This is a genomic window from Pseudohongiella spirulinae, assembly GCF_001444425.1.
Taxonomy (GTDB): Bacteria; Pseudomonadota; Gammaproteobacteria; order Pseudomonadales; family Pseudohongiellaceae; genus Pseudohongiella; species Pseudohongiella spirulinae.
Genome location: NZ_CP013189.1, coordinates 236,224 through 245,930, shown reverse-complemented (window position 1 = coordinate 245,930; position 9,707 = coordinate 236,224). Strand labels below are relative to the sequence as shown.

26 protein-coding genes are annotated in these 9,707 nt (G+C 49.6%); 8 read left to right on the top strand and 18 right to left on the bottom strand.

What is annotated here, in order from left to right; all coding sequences use genetic code 11:
* Positions 1 to 4 precede the first annotated feature (4 nt).
* On the bottom strand, positions 5 to 406 hold the full coding sequence (locus PS2015_RS15385; protein WP_082627889.1) for a GFA family protein: 402 nt from the start codon (positions 404 to 406) through the stop codon (positions 5 to 7).
* 245 nt (positions 407 to 651) lie between these two features.
* Between PS2015_RS15385 and PS2015_RS01310 the strand changes: the two genes are divergently transcribed.
* The gene (locus PS2015_RS01310) at positions 652 to 897 is read left to right on the top strand and encodes a type II toxin-antitoxin system CcdA family antitoxin (RefSeq protein ID WP_058020472.1); all 246 of its coding nucleotides are present in this window, start codon (positions 652 to 654) and stop codon (positions 895 to 897) included.
* Positions 897 to 1,214 (top strand): CcdB family protein, encoded by a 318-nt coding sequence (locus PS2015_RS01305; RefSeq protein WP_058020471.1) that lies wholly within the window; start codon positions 897 to 899, stop codon positions 1,212 to 1,214. The genes PS2015_RS01310 and PS2015_RS01305 overlap by 1 nt, the downstream gene beginning before the upstream one ends.
* 81 nt (positions 1,215 to 1,295) lie before the next feature.
* On the opposite strand, the gene PS2015_RS01300 is transcribed toward PS2015_RS01305, so the two are convergent.
* Positions 1,296 to 1,640 (bottom strand): VOC family protein, encoded by a 345-nt coding sequence (locus PS2015_RS01300; protein ID WP_058020470.1) that lies wholly within the window; start codon positions 1,638 to 1,640, stop codon positions 1,296 to 1,298.
* A 131-nt stretch (positions 1,641 to 1,771) separates the two neighbouring features.
* Positions 1,772 to 2,221, bottom strand: coding sequence for an Rv1443c family protein (locus PS2015_RS01295; protein ID WP_058020469.1), 450 nt, complete (start codon positions 2,219 to 2,221; stop codon positions 1,772 to 1,774).
* Positions 2,222 to 2,371: 150 nt separating this feature from the next.
* Here PS2015_RS01295 and PS2015_RS15980 point away from each other — a divergent pair, with 150 nt between their 5' ends.
* Both PS2015_RS15980 and PS2015_RS01290 read left to right on the top strand, forming a co-directional pair.
* Complete coding sequence (locus tag PS2015_RS15980) at positions 2,372 to 2,710, top strand: type II toxin-antitoxin system RelE/ParE family toxin (RefSeq protein WP_082627888.1); 339 nt, start codon at positions 2,372 to 2,374, stop codon at positions 2,708 to 2,710.
* A complete protein-coding gene (locus PS2015_RS01290) occupies positions 2,697 to 3,026 on the top strand; it encodes a helix-turn-helix transcriptional regulator (RefSeq protein WP_058020468.1) in 330 nt (109 codons plus the stop codon). The genes PS2015_RS15980 and PS2015_RS01290 overlap by 14 nt, the downstream gene beginning before the upstream one ends.
* Positions 3,027 to 3,092: 66 nt before the next feature.
* On the opposite strand, the gene PS2015_RS01285 is transcribed toward PS2015_RS01290, so the two are convergent.
* Together PS2015_RS01285 and PS2015_RS01280 are read right to left on the bottom strand one after the other, a co-directional pair.
* Positions 3,093 to 3,473, bottom strand: coding sequence for a type II toxin-antitoxin system VapC family toxin (locus PS2015_RS01285; protein ID WP_058020467.1), 381 nt, complete (start codon positions 3,471 to 3,473; stop codon positions 3,093 to 3,095).
* Complete coding sequence (locus PS2015_RS01280) at positions 3,470 to 3,676, bottom strand: AbrB/MazE/SpoVT family DNA-binding domain-containing protein (RefSeq protein ID WP_058020466.1); 207 nt, start codon at positions 3,674 to 3,676, stop codon at positions 3,470 to 3,472. Before PS2015_RS01280 ends, PS2015_RS01285 begins: the two co-directional genes overlap by 4 nt.
* Positions 3,677 to 3,867: 191 nt before the next feature.
* Here PS2015_RS01280 and PS2015_RS01275 point away from each other — a divergent pair, with 191 nt between their 5' ends.
* Positions 3,868 to 4,167 carry a BrnT family toxin gene (locus PS2015_RS01275; RefSeq protein ID WP_058020465.1) on the top strand — a complete coding sequence of 100 codons (300 nt, stop codon included), beginning with the start codon at positions 3,868 to 3,870 and terminating at the stop codon, positions 4,165 to 4,167.
* The gene (locus PS2015_RS01270) at positions 4,154 to 4,426 is read left to right on the top strand and encodes a BrnA antitoxin family protein (protein ID WP_058020464.1); all 273 of its coding nucleotides are present in this window, start codon (positions 4,154 to 4,156) and stop codon (positions 4,424 to 4,426) included. The genes PS2015_RS01275 and PS2015_RS01270 overlap by 14 nt, the downstream gene beginning before the upstream one ends.
* Positions 4,427 to 4,502: 76 nt before the next feature.
* Here the strand turns inward: PS2015_RS01270 and PS2015_RS01265 are convergent, their stop codons facing one another.
* Together PS2015_RS01265 and PS2015_RS15975 are read right to left on the bottom strand one after the other, a co-directional pair.
* A complete protein-coding gene (locus PS2015_RS01265) occupies positions 4,503 to 4,841 on the bottom strand; it encodes a type II toxin-antitoxin system HicB family antitoxin (RefSeq protein WP_058020463.1) in 339 nt (112 codons plus the stop codon).
* Positions 4,838 to 5,092, bottom strand: coding sequence for a type II toxin-antitoxin system HicA family toxin (locus PS2015_RS15975; protein WP_058020462.1), 255 nt, complete (start codon positions 5,090 to 5,092; stop codon positions 4,838 to 4,840). Before PS2015_RS15975 ends, PS2015_RS01265 begins: the two co-directional genes overlap by 4 nt.
* A gap of 182 nt (positions 5,093 to 5,274) precedes the next feature.
* Here PS2015_RS15975 and PS2015_RS01255 point away from each other — a divergent pair, with 182 nt between their 5' ends.
* Together PS2015_RS01255 and vapC are read left to right on the top strand one after the other, a co-directional pair.
* Positions 5,275 to 5,469, top strand: coding sequence for a type II toxin-antitoxin system VapB family antitoxin (locus tag PS2015_RS01255; RefSeq protein WP_058020461.1), 195 nt, complete (start codon positions 5,275 to 5,277; stop codon positions 5,467 to 5,469).
* Positions 5,466 to 5,858 (top strand): type II toxin-antitoxin system VapC family toxin, encoded by a 393-nt coding sequence (gene vapC / locus PS2015_RS01250; protein WP_058020460.1) that lies wholly within the window; start codon positions 5,466 to 5,468, stop codon positions 5,856 to 5,858. The genes PS2015_RS01255 and vapC overlap by 4 nt, the downstream gene beginning before the upstream one ends.
* 73 nt (positions 5,859 to 5,931) lie before the next feature.
* Here vapC and PS2015_RS01245 read toward each other — a convergent pair whose 3' ends face one another.
* From PS2015_RS01245 to PS2015_RS01195, 11 genes are all read right to left on the bottom strand, one after another.
* A complete protein-coding gene (locus tag PS2015_RS01245) occupies positions 5,932 to 6,225 on the bottom strand; it encodes a HigA family addiction module antitoxin (RefSeq protein WP_058020459.1) in 294 nt (97 codons plus the stop codon).
* The gene (locus PS2015_RS01240; protein WP_058020458.1) at positions 6,225 to 6,503 is read right to left on the bottom strand and encodes a type II toxin-antitoxin system RelE/ParE family toxin; all 279 of its coding nucleotides are present in this window, start codon (positions 6,501 to 6,503) and stop codon (positions 6,225 to 6,227) included. Before PS2015_RS01240 ends, PS2015_RS01245 begins: the two co-directional genes overlap by 1 nt.
* A 44-nt stretch (positions 6,504 to 6,547) precedes the next feature.
* A complete protein-coding gene (locus PS2015_RS01235; RefSeq protein WP_058023080.1) occupies positions 6,548 to 6,790 on the bottom strand; it encodes a hypothetical protein in 243 nt (80 codons plus the stop codon).
* Positions 6,791 to 6,913: 123 nt separating this feature from the next.
* Positions 6,914 to 7,294, bottom strand: coding sequence for a helix-turn-helix domain-containing protein (locus tag PS2015_RS01230; protein ID WP_058020457.1), 381 nt, complete (start codon positions 7,292 to 7,294; stop codon positions 6,914 to 6,916).
* Positions 7,295 to 7,302: 8 nt separating this feature from the next.
* Positions 7,303 to 7,605 carry a type II toxin-antitoxin system HigB family toxin gene (locus PS2015_RS01225; RefSeq protein WP_058020456.1) on the bottom strand — a complete coding sequence of 101 codons (303 nt, stop codon included), beginning with the start codon at positions 7,603 to 7,605 and terminating at the stop codon, positions 7,303 to 7,305.
* A 68-nt stretch (positions 7,606 to 7,673) separates the two neighbouring features.
* Positions 7,674 to 7,943, bottom strand: coding sequence for a type II toxin-antitoxin system BrnA family antitoxin (brnA, locus tag PS2015_RS01220; protein WP_058020455.1), 270 nt, complete (start codon positions 7,941 to 7,943; stop codon positions 7,674 to 7,676).
* On the bottom strand, positions 7,933 to 8,196 hold the full coding sequence (locus tag PS2015_RS01215; RefSeq protein ID WP_058020454.1) for a BrnT family toxin: 264 nt from the start codon (positions 8,194 to 8,196) through the stop codon (positions 7,933 to 7,935). Before PS2015_RS01215 ends, brnA begins: the two co-directional genes overlap by 11 nt.
* Positions 8,197 to 8,344: 148 nt before the next feature.
* Complete coding sequence (locus PS2015_RS01210) at positions 8,345 to 8,623, bottom strand: addiction module antidote protein (RefSeq protein ID WP_058020453.1); 279 nt, start codon at positions 8,621 to 8,623, stop codon at positions 8,345 to 8,347.
* Positions 8,610 to 8,924, bottom strand: coding sequence for a type II toxin-antitoxin system RelE/ParE family toxin (locus tag PS2015_RS01205; RefSeq protein WP_058020452.1), 315 nt, complete (start codon positions 8,922 to 8,924; stop codon positions 8,610 to 8,612). The genes PS2015_RS01210 and PS2015_RS01205 overlap by 14 nt, the downstream gene beginning before the upstream one ends.
* Positions 8,925 to 9,063: 139 nt before the next feature.
* Entirely contained in the window at positions 9,064 to 9,375 is a 312-nt protein-coding gene (locus PS2015_RS01200; protein ID WP_058023079.1) for a type II toxin-antitoxin system RelE/ParE family toxin, read from the bottom strand.
* On the bottom strand, positions 9,363 to 9,620 hold the full coding sequence (locus PS2015_RS01195; RefSeq protein WP_058020451.1) for a type II toxin-antitoxin system Phd/YefM family antitoxin: 258 nt from the start codon (positions 9,618 to 9,620) through the stop codon (positions 9,363 to 9,365). The genes PS2015_RS01200 and PS2015_RS01195 overlap by 13 nt, the downstream gene beginning before the upstream one ends.
* Positions 9,621 to 9,707 lie beyond the last annotated feature (87 nt).

Here is a 9,707-nt window from a genome sequence, read left to right as displayed (position 1 = left end):
TATCTCAATCAGGCAACCCCTTGAACATTGGCAATGCTCCTAACTCTCTATCCCAAACAGCTTTGCTAGATGTAAAGATATGAGCTGTTGGCGACATGAAAACTTCCGTGTCTAAACACCCGGCTGGAATGACGAGCAGGCCTGCTTCATGAGTGCTCGGCAATGCTGAACCGCAAAACTTACAAAAACTTTTGTTGTGGCGAGTACCAGGTAGCGTAAACGTAGTCACAGAATCTGAACCTGACAACCAACTCAATTCAGCTGATTGTGAAAATAAATTTGCCGCGTGAGCGGATCCAGTATCCTTTTGGCAATGCTGACAGTGACAAAGGTAAAAGCTGTCGAACTCCCCTTGCACTTCAAATTTCACAGCGCCACACAGACAAGAACCAAAGTAATCAGTCATCAAATTTCCTTCTTCTTTTACGACTCATATTGGACACCTCTCTAGAGGTTTTCTAACTATACAGGGTGTCTACAATTCATGGGTAACTCGGAAGGCTAACGCCCCGCACAAGCGGCGGCCAAATAAGCGCAGCGTTTTGGCGGTCCCAGCGACCAACGGGAGCGATTGCTGCGGATTGTTACATGTCTTGCCATGCATCATGTATGCGCATATGCTATACGCATTAAGCATATGGAGCGACAACTGTGATTTGCACATACAATACCCAAGCCCCTAAAAAACCAACTAATGTTAGTATAAACAGTGACTTACTTGAAAAGGCCCGCAGCCTCAACATTAATCTTTCTGCGACGCTGGAGCTTGCCTTGGCAGAACAACTGCGAACCGAACAACGTGCGCAATGGCTGCGCGAGAACGCCGATGCTATTCAAGCGTACAACCAGTTTGTCGAAGCCAACGGCACGTTCAGCGACAGCGTAAGGAAGTTCTGATGGGGCAGTTTTGTGCATATGAGAACCCCAATCCTGGTACCCGCGCCCAATATCCTTACCTGCTGGATATACAAAGTGACTTACTAAGTGGGCTGAGAACCACCATTGTCATCCCACTTACACCATCCAAAATTGCCGCACCAATAAGCCTAACCAGATTAAACCCGGCCTTCGTTCTCGACGGCGAGAGCTTTACTGCAATGACACAAGACATTGCAGGCATGGATCGCAAACAGCTCGGAGCTCAGGCCTATGATCTATCCTCTTATCGCTCGGAAATAATTTCTGCAGTCGATTTCGTACTCTCTGGTATATAACGCCTGAGGATAACCAGACACCGGCGTAGCCGGTGTCTGGCGCCCGAAGGGCGCGCAGTTAATTGAATTGTCAGGCTGTCGCTATAACTGCCAGAGCCCATGGTTGTTGCCACCCTGGAGATAGATGGCGAAAGTTCCGAAGCCAGGTATCTCCAGGGGAGGGTGAGCGATCTCGCCTCCTGCTTCAACTACTTCCTTAACCGCGGCTTCAATGTCATCAACCAGCCAATAGGGGCGGACCACCGGGCCTTCATCACTACTTAGAGGCGCCCGAACACCGACCAAGGCGCCATCATCGAGTTTGGCGAGTCGAGCATTGCCAAGACGTTCTTCTCCGGCGCTGAATTGAGCCCCTATTGCTTTAGCATAGGAAGCGCATACAGAATCCACATTGTTCGTAACGATCTCCAGGTATTGAATCTTCAAAACTGCATCCGTCCTAAAAGTGAACCACTAACCTATGCTGCCTAACGCCGCCAATACGCACAGCTTTGTAGTGTAGGCGAAGCCGTAACTAAAAAGCTGTCGCTGTGATTGGCCTTGTTAGCCATTGTCATTCATTGCTGCTTACCCAGTAGCACCTTCCAGCGCCGCTGCCGATGCCGGTAGAACAGTTGAGAAAACAGCCAGATGGCTGGGGTAAGCCACCCTGCCTGAATTTCAATTTCATCTGTATAGCTCACGACATCCTGCGCGACTTCACGAAATGAGATGGTGTGATTCCATACGCGCGCAAGCCGCCCGCTCTCTTGGCTGACGATGGTGTTGGTCTCTCTATCTATCCTCACCAATTGGATTGTGTGGCGGCCCAGAGGGATAACTTTAAGAAAGTACAGCTTCAGCGGATACGGAATCCCGACTTGCCATTCACCGGAAAGAGCACCTTGCTGCAAAGGTTCAAAGCTCACGAGCGGTGACGCCACGAACTGCAATGACCTTGGCTCGATGATCTTCTGCCAAAGATCACGTTCCGAGCATGCCAGTCGAGTAGAAATGCGGGCAATCATAGTTATTCTTCTCTTCGTACGGCTAACGCCGCCGTAAACGGTGGCAACGCAATTGCCATCCGAGACCGAAGGGTGACTTAACGGCCTGGTTATGCAGCACCCGGACTAGCGCACTTGCATATATGTCATATTTGACATACATTACACCCCATGAGCCCGAAGGACAAGCCACTCGTTTGGCTACATGGAATCGTAAAGACGCCGCCATTCTCAGCAGCCAGCCGACTGGAAACAGGCTACTTGCTGCGGCGCCTGCAGCGCGGGGAGAATTTGTCCCTGCCACAATCAAGACCAATGCCATCAATCGGCGCCCATTGTCACGAGCTGCGCATTACGGATAGAGACAAGATTTGGCGCATAGTGTACCGAATTGATCCGGATGCCATAGTTATTGCCGACGTGTTTGTGAAGAAAACAGAAGCAACGCCCAAGAAAGCCATTGATGTATGTAAATCCCGATTCAGGATGTATGACGATGCAAGTAAGTAAGCGAACGAAATTAGAGGCAGCCGGATGGAAAGTCGGCAGCGCCGATGAATTTCTGGGGCTGACCCCGGAAGAGTCTGCGTATATTGAGATGAAGCTTGCCCTGAGCCATACCCTGCGGCAACGCAGACTCGACAACAAATTGAGCCAGTTTGAATTAGCCAAAATGGTTCACTCCAGCCAGTCACGAATAGCAAAAATGGAAGCTGGCGACCCTAGCGTCTCAATCGACCTGATCATGAAATCACTCCTGGCCTTGGGGGCTTCACCCAAAGATGTAGCCAAAGCTATCTCCGCTGGCGAGCCTCACGCTGCATAACGCCCTTCAACAGCGGTGCAACCGCAGGCTGCATCCGGCGCCGAAGGCGCGAACTGCATGGGACTGTTATGTGCTTTTCCTGGAGATGTACCTGACGCTCTCCAATCCCTCAAAATCATTATCTTGAGTCCAGAGCGCTGCAGCATACTTCTGAGCTGTCGCAAAGATTATGCTATCCGCCAAAGGTAGCTTGTGAAGCACGCCAAATTTGGCAGCATCCATAGCGAGCTCAGAATCCAGAGGAATCACCCTGCCTTGCTTCATGTGGGCGGTGACAATCAAGGCGGCGTCTTCTCCACGTTGGCGCAGAACATTCTTGAAGACTTCTGTGATAGTGATGCTTGGCACAAGCAATTCCGATATCTCTTCAATTGGCCCGGAAAATACTACCGCATTGTTGTCACCAGCGAAATACGACAACCAGGCCGAAGAATCAACGACATTCATATGCGATCTTCTTCCCTGGCTACGGTGGTATCAATGCCTTTCAGAAATCCTTTCATTTCTTTCATAGGCTTAAGAGGAATGACCTCAATCCGCCCTTGATAGGACATGATCTGAACTTTCTGTCCAGATACAATACCCATAGATTCCCGAATTTCTTTAGGAATTACAATCTGATACTTTGGCGATACAGTTACTGAGGTCATTACAACACCTATCGATAACGAACTGGTATTACGATACCCCTATCGATAGGTGCGGTCAAGACACATAACGCCGTTTATTCAGTGGCGTGGCCGCCAGGCCGCGTCAAGTGGAGGCCCGATAGGGCCGAAACGAACTGCAATCAATTGTTAGTGCGGCTTGCAGATAGTGTATATGGTGATAATATACAAACATGATTGACTGGACGCAAATTACCGGGTTTGACTGGGACGAAGGCAATGCTCGGAAGAGCAAGGATAAGCATTCGGTGCGCCAGTCGGAGGCGGAGCAGGTCTTTTTCAACCAGCCTCTTCTGATACTGGCAGACCAAAAGCCTAGCCAGCAAGAGCCTCGATTCCATGCTTTAGGTATAACGGATGACCGACGGCAGCTACACATTACATTTACCTTACAAGGCGCAGGGAGTCTGATCCGAGTGATTTCCGCCCGTAATATGCACCGTAAGGAGCGGAAGAATTATGAGCAAAGCTAAAAAGACCCCTGAGTTCAAGTGTGAAGCCGAAGAGCGTGCTTTCTGGGAAAACCACGACTCGACAGAGTACGTTGACTGGAAGCAGGCCAAGCGTGCACAGTTGCCGAATCTGAAACCCTCCACCAAGACTATCTCTCTTAGACTGCCTGAGTCACTTTTGGATCAAATCAAGATTGAGGCAAACAAACGAGATATGCCTTACCAGTCACTGATCAAGGTCTGGCTGTCTGACGACGTGGAGGAAAGCCGCCGAGCCTGACAAGCACTAACGCCCTTCATCAGAGGCGCAACCGGAGGTTGCATCCGGCGCCGAAGGCGCGAACTGCATGAGATTGTTAGCCGGCATCTCGTATCTCTTTCTGAAGTGCCTCTTGCGCGAGTTTATTGACGCTTGTACCTTTTACTTGCGCCGCAATGGCCAATTGTTCATGCAGCTCAGGCGGGATTCGGAGATTAAATTTACCTGAATAATGGCGGCGAGGCTCGATACCTTTCTCTTTGCATACCTCAAGAAAGACGTGTAACGACTTCTTAAATTCTGCTCGCAGCTCCTTCGGGTTGCGGCCATAAAAATCTGCGCCTCCATTCAACCCTAGAATTTCACCTCTAAATGTATCCAACTCTGCGTCATACTCAATTTTGGCGTGATAACCATCATATGTCATTGTATTCATAGTGATACCCTATGCTGCTCTAGCCACTTGCGAATACTGGCTACAGCACCTTTGTCAGTATTTGGACTTGGATGAGGGCGATGAAAAACTCGAACCTCACCGAAAAGCACCACGGCAACCCGGCTACCTTCGCGCTCCGTAATCTCCGCTCCAAGCTCGACGAACAATGCCTCGATGTCACGCCATTGGATATTAGCGCTTACCGGACGGGCAAAGATTGATTCCAGGGTTTTTTGGTGCTTACGCTTCATTTCCAAATAGTACCACTTATTAGTACCATGTCAAGACTTGCCAGAATGGCACTCAGCTGGAGAATGACGGCTAACGCCCGTATTCACGCGCCAGTTTGCTGGTCGCGTGCAATTGATTGCTATGTGTATGCATGCTATAAAATATACACCATGAAGCAAAGTGAGTCAGGAGTAATAAGCCCATGCGTACGAATATAGATATAGATGACAAGTTAATGGAAGACGCCTTGAAAGTCACCGGCCTAAAAACCAAGAAGGACGCCGTTGAGCTGGGCCTTAAGACATTGGTGAGACTGCAAAAACAAGCCGAGATACGAAAATACAGAGGTAAGCTGAAGTGGGAAGGTGATTTGGACGATATGAGAAGCGCGTCGTGATACTTGTCGATTCCAGTGTCTGGATAGACTACTTCCTTGGCAATGACACCCCTCAAGTTGAAATCCTGGACAGGAGCCTTGGGGTGAGAGCTGTTGGGGTCGGTGACCTGCTGCTTACTGAAGTTCTGCAAGGCTTCCGAAATGACAAAGACTACCGGATTGCCAAATCGATTATGGACGAACTTACCGTAGTTGAAATGCTTGGCAAGGAATTGGCAATAAAAAGCGCGGATAATTTTCGCAAGCTTAGAAAAATGGGCATTACCATACGCAAGACGGCGGACGTCATTATTGCGACCTACTGTATTGAACATAAAGTGCCCTTACTTTTCTCTGACAAAGACTTTAAACCTTTTGTTCAGCATCTTAATCTTGCTGAGGTGCGGTGACACATAACGCCTCGCACAAGGGCGCGAACTTGCGAGCGTCCCAGCCGCCGCAGGCGGCGATTGATGCGCCTGGTTATGCGGCTGTGAGTTCAACTTTCTGTACTCGGTCCAATCGAATGCTCTTGCTCGCATGCCATAGATCATAGGCATCCTGCATCGCAAGCCAGCTTTCTGGGCTACGACCCAGCGCCTTGGATAATCTTAATGCCATTTCGGGACTGACGCCGCTTTGCAGTTTCAAAATCCGATTTAACGTGGACGGAGAAACATCAAGTTGCTCAGCAAGATAGCGACAACTAAGCCCAAAGGGCTCCATGTATGTCGCGGAGATAAACTCTCCTGGGTGCGGTGGGTTGTACATAGCCATTAGTGATAGTCCTCGTACATCAGAAGATACACATGCCCATCCCGAAACTCGAAGGTCAATCGCCAATTCCCACTCACGGAAATTGCCCATATGCCTTTTTTGTCACCTTTCATCGGGTGCAGCTTGTATCCTGGAATATCAAGATCTGACAGCTCTTGGGCAGTATCGAGCGCCACCAACTGCATCCGAAGGCGGGCGACATGTGATGCCTGAATCCCTCGCGTGCTGCCGGTGTCGTAGAAAAGCTTCAGTCCCTTGTGCTTGAAAGTCTTGATCACGAGCCATAGTGTAGCGCGTTGCGCAACAGTGTCAATCCACTTGATCAGGATGGAGTACCAATTAGCGATTCAATTCCTTCATCACGGATGGTCGATCTAGCCTCCTCTAAGGCCGCAATATCCGTGGGAAATTGATCATCCCAGACCGTCGAGTTATTGAACTCGTCCACGACTTCCAGGTGCCAGTCACTCCCACCACCTCGATATATCTCAACTGTAACCGTCTTACCGCTGTCTGTAATTTCATGGCACAGCGGGCTCATCTCAAGTTCAAACTCTTCTTCCATCTTGTCGTTAACCTCGATAATCAAATAGCCGCATAACGCCCTTCATCAGCGGTGCAACGGTAGGTTACATCCGGCGCCGAAGGCACGAACTGCATGAGATTGTTAGCAGCCAACTCGCCAGCCCTACGCAGCATGGTTACTTTGGTTGGAGCTGTGCTTTAACAAACTTTCCGCAGGAATTGAAAATGTCTCGTGCAGCCCTTCAATCATGCGAAGGGTCAGTGGTCGTTTTCGGGCCAGAACTTCATACACTCGGTTCTTGCGACCAATAACCGGGACGAGATCCTCGACGCTAAGACCCTGCTGCTCCATTCGGAATTTGATGGCTTCGACAGGATCTGGGAAGCCGATTGGATAGTGCTCCCGTTCGTAAGCCTCAACGAGCGTTACAAGCACATCCAGCCGATCCCCTTGGGGCGAGTCCGGCTCAGCGGACATCAGACCTTCAATTTCTTTTAGGGTAGCCTCGTAGTCAGCTTCAGTTTTAATTGGGCGAATTTCCATTGGACACCTCAAATTGTTTGAGCATCAATTTCGTCGTACTGCTTGTGGGTTCCGATGAACCGGATGTAAACGACGCGGTAAGCGTAGTTGATCCAAACCACGACTCGATACTTGTTTCCGGCGATATTAAAAACCACACGACCATCGCGCAAAACGCTGGCATTTGAGAATTGTGCTTTCACCTCATTGGGAGTAGACCAATCGGCCTTCAAGGCTTCTCGATACCAGGCCATTCCTGGCTCGATAGAGTCCGCGTAGGAAGGCGAGCTCTCCCAGAATTTTTTCAGCGTTGATAATGCAATGATGCGCATAACAAGACTTTAGTCCCATTTTGGGACTTTTGCAACCCCAATGATGCGACCGGCTCGACCTTTGGCCGCTAATGTGTGCCGCTTGCGGCGTCACCATTGAGCGGTTTGTTAGCAGCCTCTGCTTTTAAACGCTCAACCAGCCAAACCTTAATGATCGACTGTCGAGTAACACCGATACGAGCCGCTTCACGATCCAACGACTCTACTACCCACGAAGGAAAGTCGACATTTATGCGCTTCTGTTCCTGGTTGACACGACGCGCCGTGGACAGATCAAGATCGTCAATAATGTCTTTCTTGCCTTGATCAAATTTCTGATCAAAATCTTTAGCTTTCATACAGTTCTACCTCTCTTTTGCGGGAGCGCCTCACAGAAATGAGCCGAATTGTTCCGTTTCTGTAAGTGACGACGGCAGACCAATGTTTTAGGCCTATAAGGCCTATGACCAGAAAACGCGGTTCGTCATCTGATCTCGCCTGGATTTCGAGCAGGTCAGGGTCTTTCCAGAGAGCCTGGGCATCCAGAAAGTCGATTCCGTGCTTTTCCAGATTGGCCTGGCTTTTATCGTCATCGTATTCGAAGTCGCTCATGAGTATAAATTATTCCTTTTTTACTCATTTGGCAAGGGTGTCAAATCTGGAGATAGCTGCTAACGCCCTTCATCAGCGGTGCAACCGCAGGTTGCGTCCAGCGCCAAAGGCGCGAACTGCATGAGATTGTTAGTCAGCAACCAGCTGATCAAGGTTGTACCGTCAACCTTACACCCAGCCCGTGCAAGACCTTAACGATTGTTTCATAGCGAGGCTTTGCCCCTGGAGTCAGTGCTTTATACAGGCTTTCGCGACCCAAGCCGGTACTGTTAGCGATAGCAGTCATTCCACGAGCCTTTGCGACATCTGAAACAGCTGCCAGAAACACATCGGGGTTTTCATCTTCCAAGGCTTCAGATAAATACTCAGCGATCATCTCCTCGCTGTCCAGATAATCAGCCGCATCAAATTGTTTAAGACCACTCATTTAGAATATCCTCGTACTTCTTAACCAGAGACTTTGCCCTTTCGATATCCTTACCTTGGGTTTTCTTCGTACCAGCACACAAGACGAGCAGCAGAATCCTTCCTTTTTGTTTCAAATAAATCCGATATCCCGGTCCGTAATGTATTCGTAACTCGCTAAGCCCGTCGCCTATGGGCTCTACGTCGCCGAGATTACCCAATTCCGCTGAGCGAATACGGGCTACGATCTTAGCCCGAGCCCTAATATCCTTGAGCTTGGAGAGCCAACCATCAAACTCGTCTGTTCGCTGGATGTAGTACATGTGGCAGATCGTATCCATTTGGATACGCTTTTGCAAGAGCAATATTCAATCGGTGCCCACTGATGTTGATACTGACGACGAAATGCTGGCTAACGCCCCTATTCACGCGCCAGCTTGCCTGGTCGCCTGCAATTGATGGTTAGCTGTCCAACTCAGGTTCTAATAGAAATCTGCGTAGCTGCCTTTCTTCTCTCATGACGTGCAGGATAAGAGCAACGTTATCTTCCTTGCGATAGAAGATCCGGCAAGGTCTAACATACAGCTCTCGGTAGATCGAATCTGGCAGCTCTGGTGGCGCATGGCCAGACTCCGGGAATTGCTCAAGCCGTTCAACTGTAGAGAAGATCGTCTTCACAAGGTTGGAAGCCGCGCTTGGCTTATCCAGCGCAATGTATTCCGCGATCTCCTCTAACTGATCCAACGCCGGGTCTGTCCATACTACTTCAGCCACTTCTGCATCCGCTCCTTGGCTTTACTATGGGAGGTTGTCTTGCCCTCCAGAATTGCCCGCTCTCCCTTGGACAATCCTTCCAGCAGCGCCAGTCTGCGCTGCATAAACTCATAGTCCTGAACATCAACCAGGTAGGCGGACGGCTGGCCATGTTCGGTTATCAAGACGGCCTCTTTGCTTTCGTGCAAATCAGCCAGAATCTTCGTTGCTTGACGCTTGAGGTTGGTGACTAGTTCAACTTTCATGGGCTACCCCTCCAGAAGTGACACTATAGTATCACTTTAGCAGAGCTCCTGCTACAGCGTACTTGCTGCGAATTTGACAGCTAACGC

Bases quoted from the DNA above. Each gene is read 5' to 3' on its own strand.
- PS2015_RS01285 (WP_058020467.1), bottom strand. From the start codon at position 3,473: ATGAATGTCGTTGATTCTTCGGCCTGGTTGTCGTATTTCGCTGGTGAC.
- PS2015_RS01295 (WP_058020469.1), bottom strand. From the start codon at position 2,221: ATGATTGCCCGCATTTCTACTCGACTGGCATGCTCGGAACGTGATCTT.
- PS2015_RS01235 (WP_058023080.1), bottom strand. From the start codon at position 6,790: ATGGAAGAAGAGTTTGAACTTGAGATGAGCCCGCTGTGCCATGAAATT.
- PS2015_RS15975 (WP_058020462.1), bottom strand. From the start codon at position 5,092: ATGAAGCGTAAGCACCAAAAAACCCTGGAATCAATCTTTGCCCGTCCG.
- PS2015_RS15980 (WP_082627888.1), top strand. From the start codon at position 2,372: ATGAGCCCGAAGGACAAGCCACTCGTTTGGCTACATGGAATCGTAAAG.
- PS2015_RS01265 (WP_058020463.1), bottom strand. From the start codon at position 4,841: ATGAATACAATGACATATGATGGTTATCACGCCAAAATTGAGTATGAC.
- PS2015_RS01245 (WP_058020459.1), bottom strand. From the start codon at position 6,225: ATGGCTATGTACAACCCACCGCACCCAGGAGAGTTTATCTCCGCGACA.
- PS2015_RS01195 (WP_058020451.1), bottom strand. From the start codon at position 9,620: ATGAAAGTTGAACTAGTCACCAACCTCAAGCGTCAAGCAACGAAGATT.
- PS2015_RS01225 (WP_058020456.1), bottom strand. From the start codon at position 7,605: ATGCGCATCATTGCATTATCAACGCTGAAAAAATTCTGGGAGAGCTCG.
- brnA (WP_058020455.1), bottom strand. From the start codon at position 7,943: ATGAAAGCTAAAGATTTTGATCAGAAATTTGATCAAGGCAAGAAAGAC.
- PS2015_RS01215 (WP_058020454.1), bottom strand. From the start codon at position 8,196: ATGAGCGACTTCGAATACGATGACGATAAAAGCCAGGCCAATCTGGAA.
- PS2015_RS01275 (WP_058020465.1), top strand. From the start codon at position 3,868: ATGATTGACTGGACGCAAATTACCGGGTTTGACTGGGACGAAGGCAAT.
- PS2015_RS15385 (WP_082627889.1), bottom strand. From the start codon at position 406: ATGACTGATTACTTTGGTTCTTGTCTGTGTGGCGCTGTGAAATTTGAA.
- PS2015_RS01205 (WP_058020452.1), bottom strand. From the start codon at position 8,924: ATGTACTACATCCAGCGAACAGACGAGTTTGATGGTTGGCTCTCCAAG.
- PS2015_RS01290 (WP_058020468.1), top strand. From the start codon at position 2,697: ATGCAAGTAAGTAAGCGAACGAAATTAGAGGCAGCCGGATGGAAAGTC.
- PS2015_RS01230 (WP_058020457.1), bottom strand. From the start codon at position 7,294: ATGGAAATTCGCCCAATTAAAACTGAAGCTGACTACGAGGCTACCCTA.
- PS2015_RS01280 (WP_058020466.1), bottom strand. From the start codon at position 3,676: ATGACCTCAGTAACTGTATCGCCAAAGTATCAGATTGTAATTCCTAAA.
- PS2015_RS01210 (WP_058020453.1), bottom strand. From the start codon at position 8,623: ATGAGTGGTCTTAAACAATTTGATGCGGCTGATTATCTGGACAGCGAG.
- PS2015_RS01270 (WP_058020464.1), top strand. From the start codon at position 4,154: ATGAGCAAAGCTAAAAAGACCCCTGAGTTCAAGTGTGAAGCCGAAGAG.
- PS2015_RS01255 (WP_058020461.1), top strand. From the start codon at position 5,275: ATGCGTACGAATATAGATATAGATGACAAGTTAATGGAAGACGCCTTG.
- PS2015_RS01305 (WP_058020471.1), top strand. From the start codon at position 897: ATGGGGCAGTTTTGTGCATATGAGAACCCCAATCCTGGTACCCGCGCC.